Source organism: Streptomyces sp. WI03-4A (assembly GCF_033792105.1).
GTDB classification, from domain to species: Bacteria; Actinomycetota; Actinomycetes; order Streptomycetales; family Streptomycetaceae; genus Streptomyces; species Streptomyces collinus_A.
In genome coordinates this window covers 198,330-221,578 of the sequence record NZ_JARAUO010000005.1, presented here as the reverse complement: position 1 = coordinate 221,578, position 23,249 = coordinate 198,330, and the positions used below count along the sequence as shown (strand labels likewise).

The window sequence follows — 23,249 nt, the reverse complement described above, 5'->3', positions numbered from 1 at the left end:
CATGGGACAACTGCGGGGCGCCTGCGGCGGGCTCGCGCCGGTGCGGGTCACCGCCATCGCGAGCCTGACGCCTCTGGAGGAGCTGGAGGCCGACCCCTTCCTCGTGGACTCCCGCAGCCAGCACGCCATGTGCGCCCGGTGGGCGGCCGAGCACGGCTACGTCGTCGCACGGGAACTCCTCGTCGGCGGCCTGCGGTTCGACCACTGCGCCCTGTGGGACGGGGTCCGGTCCGGCGTGGACGTGTTCGTCGCGCCCAGCAGACGTGTGCTGGAACGCGCCCTGTCCTCGGTGGAGGAGTTCACCGCCGAGTGCGCCCGCCGCGGGGTGCGCGTGGAGACCGTGGGGCGCGCCGAGCCGTCGTACGACGCACAGATGAAGGCGCACGTGCACCGCAGACTGTCGATGCCGACCGCGGGCTACGACGGCCGCTGACGCCCCGCCGCCCCGGCCGGCCCGCGCCGCACCCCGTGGCCCGCACCCCGCGATCCCGCCTCCCGGACCGCCCCGCCGCCCCGCCCGCACCGTGTGACAAGGTGGAGCAAGCCCCCGGCCGGGCCAGGCGAGAGGGGGAACCCCCGCCGCACCGGCGGGGGAGGGCCGGGACGTGAGGTGTGCGGGGCGTGCGGTGGCGGCGGATTGCCGGTCGGACAGGGCGGAGCGTCACGGTGTGGGCGGTCTCCACCCTCACCATGCTCGTCCTCGCGGGCCTGCTGCCCGACTTCAGGCTCCAGTCCCCGACCGGTGACAGCGCCACCCGGATCGCCGTCACCGCCGCCTGCGGCGCCGGCGCCTTCGGCCTCCTGTCGGCCGTCGTCTGGCCCCTCCTGGTACGGCTGCTGCTCCTCGTGCCGGCCCTGGTCCTCGGCCTGCTGGTGTTCTTCCTCAACGGTTCCCTGCTGCTGCTCGCCCTGCGCCTCAACCCCTCCGGGCGCGGCGAAGTCGCCCCCGAGACCGCCGTCATCGTGGCCGCCGTCATGTCCGCCGTCGCCTCGGCCACCGGTGCCGCCCTCGTCGTACGCGACGACGACGCCTACCGCCGCCGCCTGCTGCGGCTGGCCGACCGCCGCCGCAGAGCCGGCCCGCCCTGCCCCGACACCCCCGGACTCGTCTGCATCCAGCTCGACGGCGTCGGCCACGACGTCCTCACCGACGCCGTCGCCAAGGGCCTGATGCCGACCGTCGCCCGCTGGCTGTCGACCGTCGACGGTATGCAGCCGACCCACCGCCTCACCCCCTGGCGCACCGACTGGTCCAGCCAGACCGGCGCCAGCCAGCTGGGCATCCTGCACGGCAGCACCTTCGACGTGCCCGCGTTCCGCTGGTACGAGAAGGACCGCGGCGAGGTGATGGTGTGCAACCGCCCCACGAGCGCCGCCGAACTCCAGCGCCGCGCCACAGCGCATACGGCCGACGGCGGGCTGCTCACGGTCGACGGAGCGAGCCGAGGCAACCTGTTCGGCGGCGGCGCCGGCGAACAGGCCCTCGTGCTCTCCATAGCCGCCCGCCGCCGCGGCCGGGAGAACCGTTCCCGCGCCGGCTACTTCGCCTACTTCGCCGACCCCGCCAACGCGGTCCGCACCGCCCTGTCCTTCCTCGCCGAGGTCGGCCGCGAGATCGGCCAGTCCACCCGGGCCCGGTTCCGCAGACAGCGGCCCCGCGTGGGCCGCGGCGGCCTCTACCCCCTGGTACGGGCCTTCGCCACCGTCGTCGAACGCGACGTCGTGGTCGCCGCCGTCATGGGCGACCTGCTCGCCGGCCGCACCGTCGTCTACGCCGACCTCGTCGCCTACGACGAGGTCGCCCACCACTCCGGACCGCACAGCCACGACGCCGCCAAGGTCCTGCAACGCCTCGACCGCTCCCTCGCCCTCGTCGAGAAGGCCGCCGAACACGCCCGCCGCCCCTACCGGATCGTCGTCCTCTCCGACCACGGCCAGAGCCCCGGCGAGACCTTCCGCTCCCGCTACGGCCTCACCCTCACCGACCTCGTCCGGGCCGGCTGCGGCCTGCCCGTGCCCCGCCGCGCCGAACGCACCCGCAGCGGCGCCGAGGCACGCGCCGCCGTCCGCGCCGCCCTGCGCCGGCCCGAGACACAGCGCCACGACGCACCCCGGCCCGACCGCGACTCCGAGCCCGTCGTGCTGGCCTCCGGCAACCTCGGCCTGGTCTCCTTCCCCGACGTGCCGCACCGCATGACCAAGGAGGAGATCGACGCCCGCCACCCCGCCCTGCTCCCCACCCTCGCCAACCACCCCGGCATCGGCTTCCTGCTGGTGCGCAGCGAACGGCACGGCGGTGTGCTCCTCGGACCGTACGGCACCGAGATCCCGCTGGCGGACCTGGACGAGGAGCCCGGCCCGCTCGCCCGCTTCGGGCCCGGCGCCGCCGACGCCGTCCGCCGCACCCACTCCTTCCCGCACACCGCCGACATCATGGTCAACTCCGCCCACGACCCCGCCGACGGCGAGGTCCTCGCCTTCGAGGAGCAGATCGGCTCCCACGGCGGCCTCGGCGGAGCCCAGTCCCGGCCCTTCCTGCTCTCCCCGCTCACCCTGTCCGCACCCGCCGCGGACGGAGCCGAACTCGTCGGCGCCGAGGACGTGCACCACGTCCTGCGCCGCTGGCTGCGCGAGGCCGACGGACCCCAGGTGCCGCTCACCGAACCGGCCCGGGAGGAGCGGGCCGCCTGAAAATCGGCTGCGGGCACGGGGACGCCCACCCACACTGTTCGAGTCGCACCCCCTCGAACACCCCAAGGAGCCCCGGCCTTGCAGGCTGCCGTCACGGTCACCCCCGCCCGCCTCCCCGAACTGCTGCTCGGCCTCGCCACCGTCCGTCCCGTCTTCCTCTGGGGCGCCCCCGGTATCGGGAAGTCCTCCCTGGTAAGGGAGTTCGCCGCCTCCCTGGGCCTGGAGTGCGTCAGCCTGCTCGGCACCCAGCTCGCCCCCGAGGACCTCATCGGCGTGCCCCAGATCCGTGACGGCCGCTCGGTGTTCTGCCCGCCGGAGACCATCGCCCGCGACGAGCCGTACTGCCTGTTCCTGGACGAGCTGAACGCCGCCACCCCGGACGTGCAGAAGGCCTTCTACTCGCTCATCCTCGACCGCCGCATCGGCTCCTACGAACTGCCCGAGGGCTCCCTCGTCATCGGCGCCGGCAACCGCGCCACCGACAACGCCCTCGCCCGGCCCATCGCCTCCGCCCTCGTCAACCGGCTCACCCACGTCCACCTGGAGGCCTCCGCCACCGACTGGCTCACCTGGGCCGCCGGCGCCGGCATCCACCCCTGGATCCTGGACCACCTCACCGACCGGCCCGACCACCTGTGGTCCAAGCCGCCCAAGACCGAGGAGCCGTTCTCCACCCCCCGCTCCTGGCACATGCTCTCCGACGCCCTGCACTCCTTCGGGCCCGCCCTCGACGAACCCACCCTCACCGTCCTCGCGCACGGCACCCTCACCCCCGCCCACGCCACCGCCTTCTGCGGCTACGTCAAGGTCGTCCGCAGCCGCTTCGGCATCGACGCCATCCTCAAGGGCGACGCCCGCTGGCCGCACCGCCCCGAGGACCGCGACCTGCTGTACTTCCTCGCCGAGTCCTTCCGCGGCCGCCTCGTCAAGGAACTGCCCGCCGGCAAGGACCACCTCTCCGAGAACGGCCGGCAGACCGCCTACCGCGCCAAGTCGCTGCTGGTGCAGCTCGCCGAGATCTCCGTCGAGGTCGCCCAGGGCGTCATCGCCTCCGACGCCGACGGCAACCCCGTCCTGCCCGCCTGGTTCCTGATCGAGGCCGCCCGCGACATGCCCCGCCTCGTCGAGGCCCGCCGATGAGCCGCGGCACGAAGAACCGGAAGGACAAGCCCGACCCGGCCGCCGAGGCGTGCGCCGAGGGCATCCGGCTGGTGCGGGCCAACCCGGCGCTCGCCTCCCTCGACGCCGACCTGTGCCGCCGGGAGGACTGCGCGTTCGCGCCCCGCCAGGGACTGGTCCGCGTCACCTCCAACGGCACCCTCCACCTCCACCCCACCCGCCGCGCCGAGCCCACCGAGTGGGCCTGGGCCCTCGCCCACGCCCTCATCCACCTCGGCTTCGGGCACGTCCCCGCGGCCCAGGGCGAACGCCCCCAGCCCGACCGCCACGACCTCGCCGCCCGCTGCACGGTCGTCAACCGCTTCCTCGCCACCTTCTCCGTCGGCCGCGCCCCCGACCACCTGCCCGCCGCCTACCCGGGCGGCGACGAGGAGCAGCTCGCCGCCCGCTGGCGCCGCGACGGCATCCCCGCCGCCCACGAGCACGGCGGCACCGCCGGCCCCGAACCCGACCAGCTGCTGCTGCCCTGGAGCCGGTGGGGCGGAAAGCCCCCGGACTGGCAGCTCGCGTTCGCCCACGGCCTCACCCGCACCATGGCCACCGCCATGGACCTGGCCGGCGGCCGCCGCGACGCCATGACCGGCGGCCCCACCCGGCTGCGCCCCTGGGAACGCGCCCTGAGCTGGTTCGTCTCCTCCTACCCGCTGCTCGGAGGCATCGCGGCCGGCATCCGGCTCGTCGCCGACGCCGACCTCGCCCGCGCCCACGGCATCGCGATCGCCGCCGTCGACGCCGGCGCCGGCGAGATCTACGTCAACCCGCTGCGCACCCTCGACGACGAGGAATGGCGGTTCGTCCTCGCCCACGAGATGCTGCACGCCGCCCTGCGCCACGGCGACCGCTGCGGCACCCGCGACCCCTACCTGTTCAACGTCGCCTGCGACTACGTCGTCAACGGCTGGCTCGCCGAGATGGGCGTCGGCACCATGCCGGACGGCCTGCTGCACGACCCGCTCCTCGCCGGCCTGTCCGCCGAGGAGGTCTACGACCGCATCGCCGGCGACCTGCGCCGCATGCGCCGCCTGTCCACCCTGCGCGGCAAGGGCACCGGCGACGTCCTCGGCGCCCCGCTCGGCCCGCCCCGCGCCACCGTCGACCTCGACGCGTTCTACCGCCGCGGACTCGCCCGGGGCCTCGACCTGCACCAGCAACAGGAACGCGGCCTCCTGCCCGGCGGCCTGGTCGAGGAGATCCGCGCCCTCAGCCACCCGCCGCTGCCCTGGGACGCCCGACTCGCCCGCTGGTTCGACGAGTTCGTGCCCAGCCCGCAGGCGGTACGGACCTACGCCCGCCCCTCCCGCCGCCAGGCGGCCAGCCCCGGCATCCCGCGGGCCGGCCGGTACGTCCCGCCCGAGGAGATCGCCCGCTGCACCTTCGGTGTCGTCCTCGACACCTCCGGCTCCATGGACCGCACCCTGCTCGGCAAGGCCCTCGGCGCCATCGCCTCCTACGCCGCCGCCCGCGACGTACCGGCCGCCCGCGTCGTGTTCTGCGACGCCGCCCCGCACGACGCCGGCTACCTGCCGCCCAGCGAGATCGCCGGCCGGGTCCGCGTCCACGGCCGCGGCGGCACGGTCCTGCAGCCCGGCATCGACCTGCTCCGGCGCGCCGACGACTTCCCGGCCGCCGCCCCCCTGCTCGTCATCACCGACGGTTGGTGCGACACCCTGCGGGTACGGGGCGAGCACGCCTATCTGATCCCCGAAGGCAACCGCCTGCCGTTCACCCCGCGTGGCCCGGTCTTCAAGGTGCGGTGAGCCCGGATGTGATCGGATGGCACCAGGAACTCGCAAACGGGATCACACGCGAAAGGAACCACCGTGGCTACCACGCGCACCGCGCACACCGTCTGGGAAGGCAACCTGCTCGAGGGCAACGGCGTCGTCACCTTCGACTCCTCCGGCATCGGCCAGCAGCCGGTGTCGTGGCCCTCGCGCGCCGAGAAGGCGAACGGCAAGACCAGCCCCGAGGAGCTGATCGCCGCCGCCCACTCCAGCTGCTTCTCCATGGCCCTCTCGCACGGCCTGGCCGGCGCCGGCACCCCGCCCACCCGCCTGGAGACCAAGGCGGACGTCACCTTCCAGCCCGGCGAGGGCATCACCGGCATCCACCTCACCGTCACCGGCGAGGTGCCCGGCCTGGACGCCGACGCCTTCCGCTCGGCCGCCGAGGACGCCAAGAAGAACTGCCCGGTCAGCCAGGCCCTGACCGGCACCACGATCACCCTGACGGCCGAGCTGGCCTGACCCCCCACGCCCCGCGATGCCGCGTCCCGCCGGGGCGCGGCATCGCCGTTCCCGGGCACCCGCGCATTGACAAGGGCGGGCGCCCGTCCTGTGCTGGGAGTGCGGCAGGCGTCCTGACGGACGCGTCCTCACGGACGCGCGGGCGGAAGGGGACGGACCATGGCACGTGCGGTCGGGATCGATCTGGGGACGACGAACTCGGTGGTGGCTGTCCTGGAGGGCGGCGAGCCCACCGTCGTCGCCAACGCGGAGGGCGCGCGCACCACCCCCTCCGTCGTGGCGTTCGCGAAGAACGGCGAGGTCCTGGTGGGCGAGGTCGCCAAACGGCAGGCCGTGACCAACGTCGAACGCACCGCGCGCTCGGTCAAACGGCACATGGGCGACGCCGACTGGCGCTTCCCCGAGCAGGGCTCGGTCGACGGCACCCGGCTGCGCGCCCAGGAACTGTCGGCACGGGTGCTGCAGAAACTGAAGCGGGACGCCGAGTCCTACCTCGGCGAGGACGTCACGGACGCCGTGATCACCGTACCGGCGTACTTCGACGACGCGCAGCGCCAGGCCACCAAGGAGGCCGGGGAGGTCGCCGGCCTGAAGGTGCTGCGGATCATCAACGAGCCCACGGCCGCCGCCCTCGCCTACGGCCTGGACCGCGGCGAGGAACAGACCGTCCTCGTCTTCGACCTCGGCGGCGGCACCTTCGACGTCTCCCTGCTGGAGATCGGCGACGGCGTCATCGAGGTCAAGGCCACCAACGGCGACACCCTCCTGGGCGGCGACGACTGGGACCAGCGCGTCGTCGAGCACCTCGTCACACGGTTCAAGGGGCAGTACGGCATCGACCTCGGCGCCGACAAGATGGCGGTGCAACGGCTGCGCGAGGCCGCCGAGAAGGCCAAGATCGAGCTGTCCTCGTCCACCGAGACCTCGATCAACCTGCCCTACATCACCGCCTCCGCGGAGGGCCCGCTGCACCTGGAGGAACGGCTGACCCGCGCCCAGTTCCAGGAGCTGACGGCGGACCTGCTGGACCGCTGCAAGAAGCCCTTCCACCAGGCGGTCGAGGACGCCGGTGTACGGCTGTCCGCGATCGACCACGTCATCCTCGTCGGCGGCTCCACCCGCATGCCCGCCGTCACCGACCTGGTCAGGGAACTCACCGGCAAGGACCCGCACAAAGGCGTCAACCCCGACGAGGTCGTCGCCGTCGGCGCGGCCCTCCAGGCCGGCGTCATCCGCGGCGACGTCAAGGACGTCCTGCTGCTGGACGTCACCCCGCTGTCCCTGGGCATCGAGACCAAGGGCGGCATCATGACCCGGCTGATCGAACGCAACACCACGATCCCGACCCGCCGTTCGGAGATCTTCACCACCGCCACCGACAACCAGCCCTCCGTCGGCATCCAGGTCTACCAGGGCGAACGCGAGATCGCCGCCTACAACAAGAAGCTCGGCGTCTTCGACCTCACCGGCCTGCCGCCCGCCCCGCGCGGCGTGCCGCAGATCGAGGTGGCCTTCGACATCGACGCCGACGGCATCATGCACGTCTCCGCCAAGGACCTCGCGACCGGCCGCGAGCAGAAGATGACCGTCACCGGCGGCTCCGCCCTCCCCAAGGACGACATCGACCGCATGATGCGCGAGGCCGAACAGTACGCCGAGGAGGACCGCGGGCGCCGCGAGGCGGCCGAGACCCGCAACCAGGCCGAACAACTCCTCTACCAGACCGAGAGGTTCCTCGCCGACAACCGCGAACGCGTCCCCGCCGACACCCGCACCGACGTCGAGGCCGCGATGACCGAACTCAGGACCCTGCTCGGCCGCGACACCGACACCGCCGCCCTGCGCACCGGCGTCGAGAAACTCGCCACCGTCAGCCAGCGGATGGGCCAGGCCATGTACGCCCAGGCCCAGCCCGCCGACTCCGGCCCGACCGGATCCGGCTCCGCGGGACCGGCCGGGGACCAGACCCGGCCGGAGGAGGACGGCGTCGTCGACGCCGAGATCGTGGACGACGAACGGGACACCGGCAGCGGTACCGGCGACGGCGGCAGGGCCTAGCGGGGCCCGCCGGAACGGCGCCCGCCGCGCGTACGGCGGACGGGCGCCGCCCCGGACACGGCCTTCCCGGTCACGGCTTGCGCGCCACCCCCGCGTACACCGGCACCACACCCTCCGCCTGCGCCGCCACGTCCTCCGGCTCCGGCCGCCACCCGTGCACCGGGATCACCCCCGGACCCAGCAGCTCCAGACCGTCGAAGAACCGCCGGAACTCCGGCAGCGTCCGCGGGTGGAACGGCGTACCGCCCGCGCGGAACAACTCGGCCGCCCGCGCCATGCTCTCGGGGCTGAGGTCCGGCGTGACCTGGGTCAGGATCAGGTGACTGCCCGGCGCGAGCCGGTCCACGTACCGCTTCACCAGCCCGTACACGTCGTCCGCCGTGTCGTCCAGGTAGTGCGTCAGCGCGATCAGCGACAACGCCACCGGCCGGTCGAGGTCCAGGCTCTCACCGGCCCGCCGCAGGATCGTGTCCGGGTCACGGACGTCGGCGTGGATGTACTCCGTGCTCCCCTCCGCCGAGCCGTGCAGCAGCGCCTCCGCATGCCGCAGCACGATCGGGTCGTTGTCCGCGTACACCACCCGGGCGTCCGCCGCCGCGCCCTGTGCCACCTGGTGCAGGTTGGGCTCGGTGGGGATGCCGGTGCCGATGTCCAAGAACTGGCGCACCCCGGCCGCGGCCGCCGCGCGCACGGCCCGGTGCATGAACCGGCGGTTGGCGCGCGCCCCGCGCACCACCGTGCCGTCCACGGCGAGGATCCTCCTGGCCAGTTCCTCGTCCACCGGATAGTTGTCCTTGCCGCCCAGCCACCAGTCGTACACCCGCGCCGGGTGCGGTCGGCTGGTGTCGATCACGGTGGGTGGCGCACCGTCGGAACCGGTCATGCGGTGTCTGCTCCTAGCTGTTCACAGGGATCGGGATCGGGGTCGGGGCCGGAGTGGCCGTCGGGGCCGGCGTCCGGGCCGGGGACTTCAGAGGGACTCCCGGTACTCGCGCAGGATCTTCCGCGTGCGCTGGGCGGAGGCGGCCCGGGCCGTCATGTGGTCCAGCACCTCCAGATGCGCCGCGACCTCCTCGCGGGAGTCCAGGTACAGGGCGCCGGTCAGGTACTCGGTGAACACCATGTCCGGCAGCTCCGGCTCCCCGAACCGGAACAGGGTGAACGGCGCGTACGTCCCCGGATGCGGGCCGGCCGCGAACTCGGCGAGCTGCAACGTGACCCGGTCCCGCTCGGCGTACTCCAGCAGCCGGTCCAGCTGGTCCCGCATCACCTCGGGCCGCACGCTCACCGGACGCCTGAGCACCGTCTCGTCCATGATCACCCACAGGTGCGGCGGAGCGTCCCGCTCCAGCAGCCGCTGCCGCTCCATGCGCAGCGACACATGCCGCTCGATGGTGTCCGGACCGGTCTGCCCTATCGTCCCGGCCTCCATCACCTCGCGCGCGTACGCCTCCGTCTGCAGCAGCCCGGGCACGAAGTGCGGCTCGTAGGAACGGATGATCCGGGCGGCGCCCTCCAGGCTCACGTACAGGCTGAACCAGTCCGGCAGCACGTCGTGGAACCGCTGCCACCAGCCCGGCTCGTTCGCCTCCTCGGCCAGCCGCACGAACGCGGCCGCCTCCTCCTCGGCGACCCCGTACGTCGACAGCAGCACCTGCACGTACGGGATCTTCAGCGCGACCTCGGCCATCTCCATCCGCCGCACGGTCGCCGACGCCACCCGGAGCACCCGGGCCGCCTCGTCACGGCCGAGCCCGGCCGCCTCCCGCAGCTCCTGCAGCCTCTTGCCGAGCACCACCTGGCCCACGGTGGGCGCAGCCCGCCGTTCACTCACGCCACGCCCTCCCCTACGCGCCGAAGCATGCGGGCAGTCTGCCACGCGACCCGCCCCTCGCACACGTGGTCGAGGACAACCGGAATTGCGGGAGGACCGGTCAACCCCCCACCGTACGAAGGTACTTGGCGGTCGCCGGATCGGCGGGCAGGAACGTCTCGATGGCCAGTTCCGCCACCGTGACGTCCATCGGCGTGTTGAACGTCGAGATGGACGACACGAACGACAGCACCCGGCCGCCGTGCTCGATCCGCAACGGCAGCGCGAAGTACGCCACCGGCTCGGCCGGTTCGTCGTCCACCGCCTCCTCGGGCACCGGATACCCGGCCACCTCCTCGTACAGCGACCGCAGCGCATCCGAGCGGTGCAACGCGATCTCCCGCTCCATCTGCGCCAGCAGATGCCCGCGCCACTCGCGCAGATTGCGGATCCGCGGCGCCAGCCCCCGCGGATGCAGCGTCAGCCGCATCGCGTTCGGCGCCGGCGCCAGCAACTCCTCGTCCACCCCCTCCAGCAGCATCGCGATGCCCCGGTTGGCCGCGACCACCGTGTACCCCGCGTCCACCACCAGCGCCGGATACGGCTCGTAGCCCTGGATCAGCCGCTCCACACCGTCCCGCAACGCGTCCAGCGCCGGATCGTCCAGCGGCGTCTCCGGATAACGCGGCGCGTAACCGGCCGCCACCAGCAGCGCGTTGCGCTCCCGCACCGGCACGTCCAGGTGCTCCGCCAGCCGCAGCACCATCTCCTCACTGGGCCGCGACCGGCCCGTCTCGACGAAACTGATGTGCCGGGCGGAGGAGTCGGCCCGCAGCGCCAGCTCAAGCTGCGAGATCCTGCGCCGCTCCCGCCACGAACGCAGCAGCGGGCCCACCCCCTTGTCCGAGGGGGCGGCTGCGGAGACGGACGGGCCGGTCGCGACAATGGTCATACGGACGACCGTAGTCGAGGAGCCCGCCCGGCGACCGCACCCGCGCACCGGCCGGCACCCCCCAGCCGAGGAGCACACGCATGAACCAGCCCTGGCGGCAGACCTGGCACGCCGCCGCCGTGTACCGGTCCCGGGTACGCGGCTGCCTGCTCGGCGGCGCACTGGGCGACGCCCTCGGCTACCCCGTCGAGTTCGCCTCCCTCGACCGCATCCGCGCCCAGCACGGCCCGCGCGGCGTGACCGGACTCGTCCCCGGGGCGCACGGCGCGCTCGGCCTCGTCAGCGACGACACCCAGATGACCCTGTTCACCGCCGAGGCCCTCCTCCAGGCCCACGCCCGCGAACGGGAGAAGGGCATCGGCGGCGCCTGGCCCCAGCTCCTGCGCCAGGCCTACGAACGGTGGCTCACCACCCAGACGGCGTCCGCCCCGCCACCGGCCGCCCCCGCCCACGGCGGCACCCCCGCCGGCCTCGCCGCCGAACCCTGGCTCTACGCCCGCCGCGCCCCCGGCAACGCCTGCCTGTCCGGCGTCGCCCAGATGTACGCACCCGACCCCGCCCACCCGCTCGACGGCAGCCCCGGCGAGGTCAACCCCGACTCCAAGGGCTGCGGCACGGTGATGCGCTCCGCCCCCTTCGGCCTCGTCGCCCCCGCCGAAGCCGCCTTCGCCATGGCCGCCCGCGGCGCCCAGATCACCCACGGCCACCCCACCGGCTACTACGCGGCCGGTGCCCTCGCCGCGATCGTGGCCCACCTGGTCGCCGGGGAGTCCCTGGAAGGCGCGGTGCTGCGCACCCTGCGGCTGCTGGAGCGCCACCCCGGCCACCAGGAGACCACCACCGCCCTGCGCGAGGCCCTCGACCTGGCGGCCGACGGCACACCCACGGCCCGCAAGGCCGAGACCCTCGGGGAGGGCTGGGTCGCCGAGCAGGCGCTCGCCTTCGCCGTCTACTGCGCGCTCGCCGAACCCCGTGTCGCCGACGCCCTGCTGCTGTCCGTCAACCACTCGGGCGACAGCGACTCCACCGGATCGATCTGCGGCAACCTCCTCGGCGCCCTGCACGGCGACGTCGGCCTTCCGCACGCCTGGCTCGAACGGGTCGAGGGCCGCGCCCGCATCGCCGCACTGGCCGACGACCTCGCGGCGGAGTGCGCGCGCGGCTGAACGTGGCAGGCTGAACGGGTACCCGTCCGCCCCGAAGGGAGCGCGCCCATGGCCGTCGAACCGCTGTCCGCCAAGGAGATCGAGGACCGGCTCGCCGAGCTGCCCGGCTGGTCCCTCGACGGGGACCGGCTCACCCGCACCTACCGTCTCCCCTCGCACTTCGCCGCGACGGCGCTGGTCGTGCACGTCGCCCGCATCCAGGACGAACTGGACCACCACTCCGACCTCACCCTCGGCTACAACACCGTCTCCCTCAGCGTCCACACCCACAGCGCCGGCGGCGCCGTCACCGAGAAGGACTTCGGGCTCGCCCGCAGGGTGGAGGACATCGCCCCAGGCCACGGACCACACTGAGGGGTGTGCTGAACTACGACGAGGAAGCCGCCGCCTACGACGCCTCCCGCGGCGGCGAGCCCCGCGCCCGGGCGGCCGCGAACGCCGTGCTCGGCCTGATACCCGACCGGCCGGGCCGGCTCCTCGACCTCGCCTGCGGCACCGGCATCGTCACCCGCCGCCTCGCCGCCGCCCGGCCCGCGCTCCAGGTGACCGGCGCGGACCTCGCCCCCGGCATGGCCCGCAGGGCGGCCGCCCGCCTGCCCGGCGCCGTCCTGCTCGCCGACGGCCGCCGGCTGCCCTTCGCCGACGCCACCTTCGACGCCGTGACCAGCGTCTGGCTGCTGCACCTGCTGCCCGGCCCCGCCGACGTCCACGCCGTCGTCACCGAGTGCGCCCGCGTGCTGCGGCCCGGCGGGGTCTACGTCACCACGGTCGACAAGGCCGCGGCGCACGACGTCGGCAGCGACATCGACGCCGTCCTCGCCGCGCGCCCCCGCCGCCCCGCCCAGGACGCCGCCGACGCCGTCACCGCCCACGCCGGCGACGCGGGGCTGGTGCCCACCGGACGGTCCGCCTTCCCTGGCCTCGGACAGGGCCGCAGCCCCCGTACCACCATCGCCGACCTGCGCCGCGGCTGGTTCACCCGGCTGCCGCCCGGCGACCCGCGCGCCGAATCCCTCGCCGCGGACCTCGCCCGCCTCCCCGACCAGGACCGCCCCCGCCCCGACCCCGTCTTCCGGCTGCGCGCCTTCGCCAGGCCCGACCGCTGACAACGAACCGGCAGTGCGGCACGGCGAGTTCCTCCAGGCCCGCGAGGACCGGCCGGACACGCGTGAGGGCCGGACGGCCCCCTCCGCACGGAGGGGGACCGCCCGGCCCGGTGGGCCCCGTCGTCCTGTGACGCGGCCCGGTGCGCGGAGCGCCGGCGGGGGCTATTCGAGGAGCTCCGCGTACGAGCCCATGGCCAGGGCGATGTCCGCCTCGGCCCAGAACCGGTGGTACGTGAACACGGGCGCGGCGCCGCCCTTGAGATAGGCCTCGACCTTCGACCAGGCCGGGTCGTTCTTGTAGAAGGACCGGATCGAGGAGAACGTCGAGGACGCGTCGACCGTGTCCCCGTTCGGCATCTTCCCGCTCCAGCCGCTCGGCACGTACACGCTGTCGCCGAACCTGCTGTAGTCGCTGCGCGTCTCGGGCACGGCGATGCCGAGACTGTCCGCGTAGTTGCCCCACATGCCGTCCAGCAGCGCCTTCGCCGTGGACTTCGCCGTCGCGTCACCGGACCGGGCGGCGTAGTACGTCAGCGTCTTGGCGTACGCGGCCGCCACGCCGACGTCGTTCGTGTAGTCGGCGACGGTCACGTGCAGCCCGCTGTTGCTGCCGGGACTGGCGGCGTTCCAGGTGTCGGGCTGCCCCGACCACTGCAGGGTGGACGGGATCCGGTAGGTGCCGTCCGGGTTGACCGTGGTCTTGGACAGCGCCCACTTCACCCACTTGTCCAGGACCGTCTTCGCGGCGGCGCTCCCGGTCTGCTGGTAGTACTCGGCGACCCGCTCCATCGACCAGGCCTGGAAGCCGAACCACTGGTTGGACGGCGGGTCGTGGTAGACGGGCTGCCAGTCGTAGTACATGCCGTAGAAGGTCGGCGTACCGGCCGGCGGGGTCGCGTACCTGCCCTGCCAGCTGTTGGTCGCACCGCCCGCGATCGCGCCCTCGGACGACTGCAGCCACTGGTAGAACTCCAGCTGCCGCTGCAGCGACTTGCCCCAGTCGCTCGCGCCGGAGGCCGACTTGGGCTTCAGGTCGGCGTCGGCACTGAGGGCGTAGGCCGCCAGAGGGTTCTGGTAGCCGCCGTGGACGTGGCTGGAGCCGATCCGCCAGGCCCAGCCCGCGTTGGTGTCGCTTGCGCCGCCCCAGGCGTAGTACCAGGACAGCAGATAGTGAGAGGCGTCCTTGCCGGTACCGGCGGCGCAGGACGACGGCCCCACACAATTGCCGATCTTCTTGAAGTACTTGTCGTACATGGCATACCGCAGGTAGTCGCCCATCTTGGCCGCCTTGGCGACCGTCGCCGACACCTCACCGCTCTTGCCCTGCGCCTTCGCCCACACGTCCGCCCAGTAGGCGGCCTGCACCGCGCGCGCGTCCGCGTCCGGGGCGTCCGTGTACTTCCACTGCTTGGCGTAGGAGGAGTCGCCGGTGAACAGGTCCAGGTAGCCGTTGGCGCCGCCGTACCTGAAGGCGTCGCAGGTCGGCTGCGGGACGGTCTCCCAGACCGACTCCTGCGGGCCGCGCTGGAAGGTGTTGATGTACGACGGCCCGGTGGCCGTGGGGCCCGCCTCGCACCTGCCCGGCTCGTCGCCGTAGCCGTAGACGTTGTCCACGTCCTGGATCCAGTGCATACCGTAGACATCGTCCGTGCCGTACGCGGTCTTCAGTTCACCGGCGATCGGATCCGGTCCCACCGACACCGACGTGTCCAGCTTCGCCGGATACTCGTTCGGCGTGTCCAGCTCGGGCGCGTACGTCGCCGGCTTCGAGGCGTTGTAGAAGGAGTTGGTCGGCTGGTCGGCGTGGGTGGGGATCATGTACTTCTCCATGAGGTCCCACGCGCCGTTGAACTTCGACCAGTCCCCGCTGACCTTGCCGTACATCGCCTGCAGCCACAGCAGATAGCTGTACGCCTCCGAGGTGGTCTCGTGCCCGTGGTCCGGGGCCTCGACGATCAGCGTCTCCACCGAGTGGTACGGGATGCCCTCGGGGGAGAAGTAACCGTTCGCCGGGTTGGTGATCTTCCCGTACAGGTCCAGGAACCGGGCGTCGTACGCCTTCGACGCGGCCAGCTCCGTCACCGTGACCGTCGCCTTGGTGTACCCGGTCGCCGAAGCCGTGAAGGTGGCGCTGCCGGTGCCCGAGGAGTCCGCGGTCACGGTCACCGCCTGCGCCGTGTCCCACGTGGACGGCGTGAAGGTCAGCGACGAGCCGCCGGTCACCGAAAGACCCGTGTTGCCGCCGCTCCGGGCCACGCCCACCGTCACGTTCGCGCTCGGCTTCGTCGACAGCTTCACCGAGAACGTGCCCGACTTCCCCTGCTGGACCCCCAGTTGGGACGGGGACGCCACGACCGCGGGCCCCGAGGCGACCGTGATGCCGACCGGCGCCGACTCCGCCGAGACGCCGAGACTGTCGTACGCCTTCGCCACCAGAGAATGACTGCCCACGGTCAAACTTGAGGCGGAGAGCGTGTACGGGGCGCTCGTGTCGGTGCCCAGCAGCGTGGTGTCGTCGTAGAACTCCACCTTGCTCACCGTCGCGTCGTCGGCCGCCGCCGCGGTCGCGGCCAGCGGCACCGCGTCCCCCTGCGTGTACACCGCGCCCGCCGCGGGACTGGTCAGCACGGCGACCGGCGGCCGGTGCGCGCCGGCGCAGGTGGTGCCGTTGACCGCGAAGGACGCGGGAGCGGTGTTGGTGCCGGTGTAGCTGAACTGCGCGCCGGTGGAGACCGCGGCACCGGCGGCGATCGTGCCGTTGTACGAGGCGTTCTTGACGGTGACCGTCTGCCCGGACTGGGACCAGGTGCCGTTCCAGCCGTTGGACAGCTTCTGGTTGCCCGTATAGCCGTACGTCAGCGTCCAGCCGTCGATCGCGGCCGTACCGCGGTTGGTGATCGTGAGGTCGGCCGTGAAGCCGGAACCCCAGTCGTTGGTCTTGTAGTCCACGCTGCACTGCACACCCGCCGCGTGCGCGGCGGTCGTACCGGTGGCGAGCATCGTCAGGGGCAGGGCCAGCGCCGCCAGCGCGGCGGTCCACCACCGCCGCGCGGCTCTGCGTCTGCGTCCGGGATCCATGTGCTGGTTCCTCCTTGCGGCTAGCGGCACGGGAGAGGTCAAGGCTTGAACCAGTGGGAGCGCTCCCATAGTGGGTACGACGCCCGGAGCGGTCAAGGTGCTTGAAGAATCGAAAAAGTTCGACGGACCGCCCGCAGAAAAGTCGGGCAACTCCTCTGGGCAACCGAGCCCGTTGCCGCTACCTTCCATCGCACCAGTGGGAGCGATTCCATTCAGTCGACGCGTCCGTCACGGCGCGCCAAGCTGCAAGGAGTCGCTCATGCGACACCCCCCGCGTTCAGTACTTTTAGCCACCGCCGGCGCGCTCGCCCTCGTCTCGGGCGCGGTCGTCCCGGTGGTCACGGCAGAAGGAGCCACCCCCGCCTGCACGGTGGAGTACGCCGTCACCGGTCAGTGGGACAACGGCTTCCAGGGCTCCGTCAAGATCACCAACAACCAGGCCGCCACCGACAGCTGGAAACTCACCTTCGACTTCGCCGGAGGCCAGAAGGTCACCCAGGGCTGGAACGCCAAGTGGTTACAGTCCGGCACCACCGTGACCGCCGCCAGCGAAAGCTGGAACGGCACCCTCGGCACCGGCGCGAGCACCACCGCCGGCTTCCTCGCCTCCTGGTCCGGCACCAACGCCGTACCGACCGCGTTCAAGCTCAACGGCACCCCCTGCAACACCGACACCGACCCCACCACACCCCCACCCACCGACCCCCCGCCCGCGGACGGCACCGCCCCCGCCCTGCACGTCTCCGGCACCCAACTCGTCGACTCCGCCGGCCGGACCCGCCGGCTGCTCGGCGTCAACCGCTCCGGCGGCGAGTTCATGTGCGTCCAGGGCCGCGGCATCTGGGACGGCCCCGTCGACGACGCGGCGATCAAGGCGATCGCCGACTGGAAGGCCAACGCGGTCCGCATCCCCCTCAACGAGGAATGCTGGCTCGGCCTCTCCCACATCAAACCCGAGTACGGCGGCGCCCACTACATCAACGCCGTCAAGGACCTGGTGACCCACGTCGAGGCCCACGGCCTGACCCCCATCCTGGACCTGCACTGGACCTACGGCCAGTACACCGGCAACTCGGCCGGCTGCTCCGACGTCCACGCAAGCTGCCAGAAACCCATGCCCGACATGCAGTACTCGCCGTCCTTCTGGTCCTCGGTCGCCGGCACCTTCAAGGACGACAAGTCGGCCGTCTTCGACCTGTTCAACGAGCCGTACCCGGACCGGGCGACATCCAGCACGACCGACGCCTGGAAGTGCTGGCGGGACGGCGGCACCTGCCCCGGCATCTCGTACGAGGTCGCCGGTATGCAGGATCTCGTCGACAGTATCCGCGGCGCCGGAGCCAGGAACGTCATCATGGCCGGCGGCCTGGCGTACTCGAACGACCTGAGCCAGTGGCTCACCTACCGGCCCACCGACCCCGCGGGCGATCTCGCCGCCGCCTACCACGTCTACAACTTCAACACCTGCGCCAACGAGAGCTGCTGGAACTCCACCCTCGCCCCGGTCGCCGCCCAGGTACCGCTGGTGGCAGGCGAGATCGGCGAGAACACCTGCTCGCACGGGTTCGTCGACCAGGTCATGAAGTGGTTCGACGACCACGCCCTGTCCTACCTCGGCTGGACCTGGAACACCTGGGACTGCTCCTCCGGACCGTCCCTCATCACCGGCTACGACGGCACCCCCACCGCGTACGGCACCGGCCTGCGCGACCACCTGCGCGCCCTCAACCCGTAGAACCGACGGACGACAAGAAGGACCCCCACTCATGAGTCGTACCAGAACGTCACTGCTCGCCGCCCTGGCGCTGGTCGCCGGGGCGTCCGGGACGGCGCTCACCGCCGCACCGGCCGGCGCCGCGGCCGCCTCCGTCCCCTGCACCGTCGACTACAAGGTGCAGAACCAGTGGGACACCGGCTTCACCGCCGCCGTGACCATCACCAACAACGCCGCCGCCAGATCGAGTTGGTCGGTGAAATGGGCGTACGCCGGGAACCAGAAGGTGACCAGCGGCTGGAACGCCAAGATCAGCCAGAGCGGCACCGCCGTCACCGCCGCCAACGAGAGCTACAACGGCACCCTGACCACCGGCGGTTCGGTCAGCTTCGGCTTCAACGGCTCCTACAGCGGCACCAACGCCGCACCCACCACCTTCACCCTCGACGGCGTCACCTGCAACGTCGACGACGGCGGCAGCGGCGGCGGGGGAGGAGGCGGCGGCAACGGCGGCGGAGGCGGCACCGGCACCCGCGTCGACAACCCCTACGCCGGCGCCAAGGTGTACGTGAACCCCGAGTGGTCGGCCAAGGCCGCCGCCGAACCGGGCGGCAGCCGCGTCTCCAATCAGCCCACCGGCGTCTGGCTCGACCGCATCGCCGCGATCAACGGCGTGAACGGCGGCATGGGACTGCGCGACCACCTCGACGCGGCCCTCGCCCAGAAGGGCAGCAACGACGAGGTCGTCCAGCTCGTCGTCTACGACCTGCCGGGCCGCGACTGCGCCGCGCTCGCCTCCAACGGCGAACTCGGCCCGACCGACATCGACAAGTACAAGACCCAGTTCATCGACCCCATCGCGGCCATCCTCGCCGACCCCAAGTACGCCTCCCTGAGGATCGTCACCACCATCGAGATCGACTCGCTGCCCAACCTCGTCACCAACACCGGCAGCCGCGCCACCGCCACCGCCAACTGCGACACCATGCTCGCCAACGGCAACTACGTGAAGGGCGTCGGCTACGCCCTCGCCAAGCTCGGCGCCATCCCCAACGTCTACAACTACCTCGACGCCGGCCACCACGGCTGGCTCGGCTGGGACGACAACTTCGCACCGGCCGCGACCCTGTTCAAGCAGGCCGCCACCAGCGAGGGGGCGACTGTCGACGATGTACAGGGCTTCATCACCAACACCGCCAACTACAGCGCCCTGAAGGAGAACAACTTCACGGTCGACGACACCGTCAACGGCACCACGGTCCGCCAGTCGAAGTGGGTCGACTGGAACCGCTACGTCGACGAGCAGTCCTTCGCCCAGGCCTTCCGCAACCAGCTCGTCTCGGCCGGCTTCAACTCCGGCATCGGCATGCTGATCGACACCTCCCGCAACGGCTGGGGCGGCACCGCACGCCCGGCCGGCCCCGGACCCAAGACCAGCGTGGACACCTACATCGACGGCGGCCGCTACGACCGCCGCATCCACATCGGCAACTGGTGCAACCAGTCCGGAGCCGGACTCGGCGAACGCCCGCAGGCCGGCCCGGCCACCGGTATCGACGCCTACGTCTGGATGAAGCCCCCGGGCGAGTCCGACGGCTCCAGCAGCGCCATCGCCAACAACGAGGGCAAGGGCTTCGACCGCATGTGCGACCCCACGTACACAGGCAACGCCCGCAACGGCAACAACCTCTCCGGCGCCCTGCCCAACGCCCCGTTGTCCGGGCACTGGTTCTCCGCCCAGTTCCAGCAGCTGATGCAGAACGCCTACCCGCCCCTCACCTGACCGAGAGCCGATGAAGTCCGCCGGGACCGGCCCGCACCCCGGGCCCGCCCCGGCGGACCACCGTCCGCACCCCGCGCCGCGCCGCATCCCGTTCTTGCGGAAACCGCAACACCACTGGCCCGCCCCCGGTGCGCCGTCGCACGCTGACCGCACACCGAGGAGAGGCTGACCCCATGGCGCGCGACCACGAGCCCCACCGGCACACCCACACCCACACGCACGGCGGCGACACCGACGTCGACTGGAGCGAGATGGGTCCCCATCTGGAGGCCCAGGCGGAGCTGTTCGCCCCGGTCCACGAGCGGATCACGGCCTGGCTCGCCGAGGAGGTGACCGGGCCGGAACTGATCGTCGACGTGGGCAGCGGACCCGGCGTCGTCTCCTGCCTGTTCGCGAAGACGTACCCCGGGGCGCGGATCGTGGCCGTCGACAGTGCCGGGCCGCTGCTGGACCGGGCCCGCGCCCGCGCCGCACGGCAGGGCGTGGCCGACCGCCTCGCCACCCTCACCGGCGAGCTGCCGCGGGTGCTGGACGAACTGGACCGTCCCGCCGACCTGCTCTGGGCCAGCCGCAGCCTGCACCACATCGGCGACCAGCGCGCCGCGCTCGCCGCGTTCGCCGCGCGCCTCGCCCCCGGCGGCACCCTGGCCCTGCTCGAAGGCGGCCTGCCCTCCCGGTTCCTGCCCCGCGACACCGGCATCGGACGGCCCGGCCTCCAGGCACGGCTGGACGCGCTGCAGGAGGAGTGGTTCGCCCGGATGCGGGCCGGCCTGCCCGGCTCGGTCGCCGAGGCCGAGGACTGGCCGGCCCTGCTGACCTCCGCCGGCCTACAGCACACCGGCACCCGCAGCTTCCTGCTCGACCTGCCCGCCCCGGCCTCCGAACGGGCCCGCGCGTACGCCGCCGACCAGTTCACCCGGATGCGCGACATCGGCGCCGAGGACCTGGACCCCGAGGACCTCGACGCCCTGGACCGGCTCCTCGACCCGTCCGACCCGGCGAGCGTGCACCTCAGGCCGGACGTCTTCGTGCTGAGCGCGTACACCGTCCACCAGGCGGTACGCCCCCGCTAGCCCCGCCGACGCCCGACGACCGACCACCGTGGTTTCGGCGCGACTTGACTTCGAGAACGCTCCAAGTGATGGACTCCCCGGCAGTCACCGACACACAGGGGGAAGACATGAACGACGCTCCGGTCGCACTCGTCACCGGTGGTGGCAGCGGCATCGGCGCCGCCGTGGCCCGGCAGCTGCTGGACGCGGGCCACCGGGTCACCGTCACCGGACGCGGGGAGCGCAGGCTGCGGGACTTCGCCGACGGTGTTGGGCATCCCGAGGGCCTGCTGACGGTCGCCGGCAGCGCGTCGTCGTACGACGATGTGCAGGATGCGGTCGACCGTACACTGAAGACATTCGGCCGGCTGGACACCGTCGTCGCCAACGCGGGCTTCGCCACGCACGACTCGGTGGCCGACGGCGATCCGGCGGGCTGGACCGAGATGGTCCTCACCAACGTCCTCGGTCCCGCCCTGCTCATCAGGGCCGCCGTCGACGCGCTGAAGGAGACCCGCGGCCGGATCGTGCTCATCGGCAGCGTGGCCGGTTTCGTCCCCACGCCCGGCAACCTCTACGGCGCCACCAAGTGGGCGGTGACCGGTCTCGCCGAGAACACCCGCCGCCAGGTCACCGAGTTCGGCGTCGGGGTCACGCTGGTCGCCCCCGGCCGGGTGGAGACCCCCTTCTGGGACAGCTACGGCAGCCTGCCCCCGGGGCACCTCCTGACCGCGGACCAGATCGCCGACTCGGTGGTCTGGGCGATCCGGCAGCCGGCCGGGGTCGACGTCAACACCGTGGTGGTGCGTCCGCTGGGTCAGCCCAACTGACGCGACCGCCCGGTCAGTTGTTGTGCAGGAACTGCTTGGCCAGCTGGTCCCCGAGGGAGACGGCCGCGCTGTGACTCTCTATGGGGGAGACCTTGGAGTTCTTGAACAGGATGTACGTCACGCCGGAGTCGACCCCGCCGGTGGCCGGGTCGGGGTCGATGCCGAGGGCCTTGGCGGTGGCGTACGAGGCCTCACCGATGATCTTCGTGGGGCCGGTGTCGCCGACGACGGCGTACTCGACCTTGTTGTTGTAGACGACGGCCACCACGCCGCCGCCCTTGATGCCCGCGCCGGAGTAGTTCCAGATGCTGCTGGAACTGGGCACCACGACGTACGGCAGGGACTCGGCCTTCAGCGGCTTGCCGTCGGACTGGTGGAACGCGGTGTCGTCCTGGTACCAGGGGTCGCGGTTCTCGTTGCAGTTGGTGGTGCGCTGGCCGTCGCAGTCGATGTCCATGTCGGCCTTCCAGAAGACCGCGCCGTTCTTGCCGCAGACGGGGACCGTGGCCGAGGTCTCGTCGTCGGTCTTGTACTTGCCGCTGGAGATCTGCGAACAGGACGTCACCTTGGCGAGCAGGTCGGCCGCGCTGACCGAGCCCTCCTCGGCGGACGTGGGTGCGGACGGGCCGGAGGCGTGAGCGGGGAGCACTCCGGCGGCGAGAAGGGCGGCTCCGGAAGCCGCGGCGAGGGTCAGTGTTCGAAAGCGCACTGTGGGGGACCCTTCTGTTAGGAAAGTTTCCTTACCGGTGCCGTACAAGGTGGCCCATGTGCATGTCCCCGTCAACCCCTCGCGGGCAACGCGCGAGCGCTGCGCCATTTGCGGGTATTTGCCCACGGGGGAAACTGGTCATGTCGAACTGGGAGGCGAATGCCATGTTCGTGCGGACCATCTACGTGACCGGCGACCCCACGAAGATCGACACGGCCGTCAGAGCCCTGAACACCGAGGGACGCGACCTGCTCGAAGAACGGCCGGGCTACCGCGGAGCCGGCGTCTTCGTCGACCGGGAACTCGGCAAACTCCTCGGGGTGAGCCAGTGGGACACCCCGCAGCAGCGGCACAACAGCGACCTGGTGATGCGTGAACACCGCACCTCGATGCTCGGGCCGTTCGCCGGCACCCTGACCGTGGAGAACTTCGAGGCGGTCGTCCGCCACTCCGTCCAGGCACCCCGGGTGGGCGGCGGACTGAGCGTCACCCGGGTCGAGTTCGACCCCGCGGACGCCGACCTGTTCGCCGACACCTTCCGCTCGACCGCGCTCCCGCGCTACGAGACCCTGCCCGGCGTGGCCAGGGCCGTCCTGCTCCTCGACCGTGAGCACGGCACCGGACGCGTCGCCGTCCTCTTCACCGACCGCGACTCGATGGCCGCGTCCCGCGGCGGCCAGGCCGCGGCCCGCCACGAGGGCGCGGCCAAGGCCCACGTACGGGTCGTCGGACTGGAGGAGTTCGAGGTCGTCCACGCGGACGGGCACCTCGACTGAGACTCACCGCCCGGGCCGGAAGCGCGCGGACAGCCGTCCGCCCCACCGCTCGGGCGATGGGGCGGACGCGGACCGGGCGAACGGGCCGTCGGGGAA

The 23,249-nt window shown here is 72.3% G+C and carries 19 protein-coding genes; 14 read left to right on the top strand and 5 right to left on the bottom strand.

The features are described from left to right. Nucleotide 1 precedes the first annotated feature (1 nt). The 6 genes from PV343_RS08690 to dnaK all read left to right on the top strand — a co-directional run bounded on the left by PV343_RS08690 (nucleotide 2) and on the right by dnaK (nucleotide 8,174). Nucleotides 2-433 carry a hypothetical protein gene (locus PV343_RS08690; protein WP_020943221.1) on the top strand — a complete coding sequence of 144 codons (432 nt, stop codon included), beginning with the start codon at nucleotides 2-4 and terminating at the stop codon, nucleotides 431-433. Between the two features lie 179 nt (nucleotides 434-612). After that, a complete protein-coding gene (locus PV343_RS08685) occupies nucleotides 613-2,691 on the top strand; it encodes a phage holin family protein (RefSeq protein ID WP_319146216.1) in 2,079 nt (692 codons plus the stop codon). A gap of 78 nt (nucleotides 2,692-2,769) precedes the next feature. Continuing rightward, nucleotides 2,770-3,831 (top strand): ATP-binding protein, encoded by a 1,062-nt coding sequence (locus PV343_RS08680; RefSeq protein ID WP_319146215.1) that lies wholly within the window; start codon nucleotides 2,770-2,772, stop codon nucleotides 3,829-3,831. Next, the gene (locus PV343_RS08675; protein ID WP_319146214.1) at nucleotides 3,828-5,627 is read left to right on the top strand and encodes a DUF2201 family putative metallopeptidase; all 1,800 of its coding nucleotides are present in this window, start codon (nucleotides 3,828-3,830) and stop codon (nucleotides 5,625-5,627) included. The genes PV343_RS08680 and PV343_RS08675 overlap by 4 nt, the downstream gene beginning before the upstream one ends. A 63-nt stretch (nucleotides 5,628-5,690) precedes the next feature. Next, nucleotides 5,691-6,116, top strand: a complete 426-nt coding sequence (locus PV343_RS08670; protein ID WP_319146213.1) for an OsmC family protein — start codon at nucleotides 5,691-5,693, stop codon at nucleotides 6,114-6,116. 159 nt (nucleotides 6,117-6,275) lie between these two features. Continuing rightward, entirely contained in the window at nucleotides 6,276-8,174 is a 1,899-nt protein-coding gene (gene dnaK, locus PV343_RS08665; RefSeq protein WP_319146212.1) for a molecular chaperone DnaK, read from the top strand. 70 nt (nucleotides 8,175-8,244) lie between these two features. Here the strand turns inward: dnaK and PV343_RS08660 are convergent, their stop codons facing one another. The 3 genes from PV343_RS08660 to PV343_RS08650 all read right to left on the bottom strand — a co-directional run bounded on the left by PV343_RS08660 (nucleotide 8,245) and on the right by PV343_RS08650 (nucleotide 10,939). After that, a complete protein-coding gene (locus tag PV343_RS08660; RefSeq protein WP_319146211.1) occupies nucleotides 8,245-9,057 on the bottom strand; it encodes an SAM-dependent methyltransferase in 813 nt (270 codons plus the stop codon). Between the two features lie 87 nt (nucleotides 9,058-9,144). After that, nucleotides 9,145-10,008, bottom strand: coding sequence for a helix-turn-helix domain-containing protein (locus PV343_RS08655; protein WP_319146210.1), 864 nt, complete (start codon nucleotides 10,006-10,008; stop codon nucleotides 9,145-9,147). Between the two features lie 100 nt (nucleotides 10,009-10,108). Then, on the bottom strand, nucleotides 10,109-10,939 hold the full coding sequence (locus PV343_RS08650; protein ID WP_319146209.1) for a helix-turn-helix domain-containing protein: 831 nt from the start codon (nucleotides 10,937-10,939) through the stop codon (nucleotides 10,109-10,111). 80 nt (nucleotides 10,940-11,019) lie between these two features. On the opposite strand from PV343_RS08650, the gene PV343_RS08645 reads away from it, so the two are divergent. Genes PV343_RS08645 through PV343_RS08635 form a run of 3 tightly spaced genes read left to right on the top strand, consistent with a single transcriptional unit; the run spans nucleotide 11,020 to nucleotide 13,211 of the window. After that, complete coding sequence (locus PV343_RS08645) at nucleotides 11,020-12,105, top strand: ADP-ribosylglycohydrolase family protein (RefSeq protein WP_319146208.1); 1,086 nt, start codon at nucleotides 11,020-11,022, stop codon at nucleotides 12,103-12,105. A 48-nt stretch (nucleotides 12,106-12,153) separates the two neighbouring features. Further along, nucleotides 12,154-12,459 (top strand): 4a-hydroxytetrahydrobiopterin dehydratase, encoded by a 306-nt coding sequence (locus PV343_RS08640; protein WP_319146207.1) that lies wholly within the window; start codon nucleotides 12,154-12,156, stop codon nucleotides 12,457-12,459. Between the two features lie 5 nt (nucleotides 12,460-12,464). Further along, the gene (locus PV343_RS08635) at nucleotides 12,465-13,211 is read left to right on the top strand and encodes a class I SAM-dependent methyltransferase (RefSeq protein ID WP_319146206.1); all 747 of its coding nucleotides are present in this window, start codon (nucleotides 12,465-12,467) and stop codon (nucleotides 13,209-13,211) included. A 162-nt stretch (nucleotides 13,212-13,373) separates the two neighbouring features. Here PV343_RS08635 and PV343_RS08630 read toward each other — a convergent pair whose 3' ends face one another. After that, nucleotides 13,374-16,289 (bottom strand): glycoside hydrolase family 48 protein, encoded by a 2,916-nt coding sequence (locus PV343_RS08630; protein ID WP_319146204.1) that lies wholly within the window; start codon nucleotides 16,287-16,289, stop codon nucleotides 13,374-13,376. Nucleotides 16,290-16,548: 259 nt separating this feature from the next. Between PV343_RS08630 and PV343_RS08625 the strand changes: the two genes are divergently transcribed. The 4 genes from PV343_RS08625 to PV343_RS08610 all read left to right on the top strand — a co-directional run bounded on the left by PV343_RS08625 (nucleotide 16,549) and on the right by PV343_RS08610 (nucleotide 21,668). Beyond that, a complete protein-coding gene (locus tag PV343_RS08625) occupies nucleotides 16,549-18,024 on the top strand; it encodes a cellulose binding domain-containing protein (RefSeq protein WP_319146203.1) in 1,476 nt (491 codons plus the stop codon). Nucleotides 18,025-18,055: 31 nt separating this feature from the next. Continuing rightward, a complete protein-coding gene (locus PV343_RS08620; RefSeq protein ID WP_319146202.1) occupies nucleotides 18,056-19,786 on the top strand; it encodes a glycoside hydrolase family 6 protein in 1,731 nt (576 codons plus the stop codon). A 173-nt stretch (nucleotides 19,787-19,959) separates the two neighbouring features. Further along, nucleotides 19,960-20,859 carry a class I SAM-dependent methyltransferase gene (locus tag PV343_RS08615; protein ID WP_319146201.1) on the top strand — a complete coding sequence of 300 codons (900 nt, stop codon included), beginning with the start codon at nucleotides 19,960-19,962 and terminating at the stop codon, nucleotides 20,857-20,859. A 107-nt stretch (nucleotides 20,860-20,966) separates the two neighbouring features. After that, entirely contained in the window at nucleotides 20,967-21,668 is a 702-nt protein-coding gene (locus PV343_RS08610; RefSeq protein WP_319146200.1) for an SDR family oxidoreductase, read from the top strand. Between the two features lie 13 nt (nucleotides 21,669-21,681). Here PV343_RS08610 and PV343_RS08605 read toward each other — a convergent pair whose 3' ends face one another. Next, nucleotides 21,682-22,377 (bottom strand): glycoside hydrolase family 75 protein, encoded by a 696-nt coding sequence (locus PV343_RS08605; protein WP_319146199.1) that lies wholly within the window; start codon nucleotides 22,375-22,377, stop codon nucleotides 21,682-21,684. Nucleotides 22,378-22,517: 140 nt separating this feature from the next. On the opposite strand from PV343_RS08605, the gene PV343_RS08600 reads away from it, so the two are divergent. After that, nucleotides 22,518-23,153 carry a hypothetical protein gene (locus PV343_RS08600; RefSeq protein WP_319146198.1) on the top strand — a complete coding sequence of 212 codons (636 nt, stop codon included), beginning with the start codon at nucleotides 22,518-22,520 and terminating at the stop codon, nucleotides 23,151-23,153. Nucleotides 23,154-23,249: the final 96 nt, after the last annotated feature.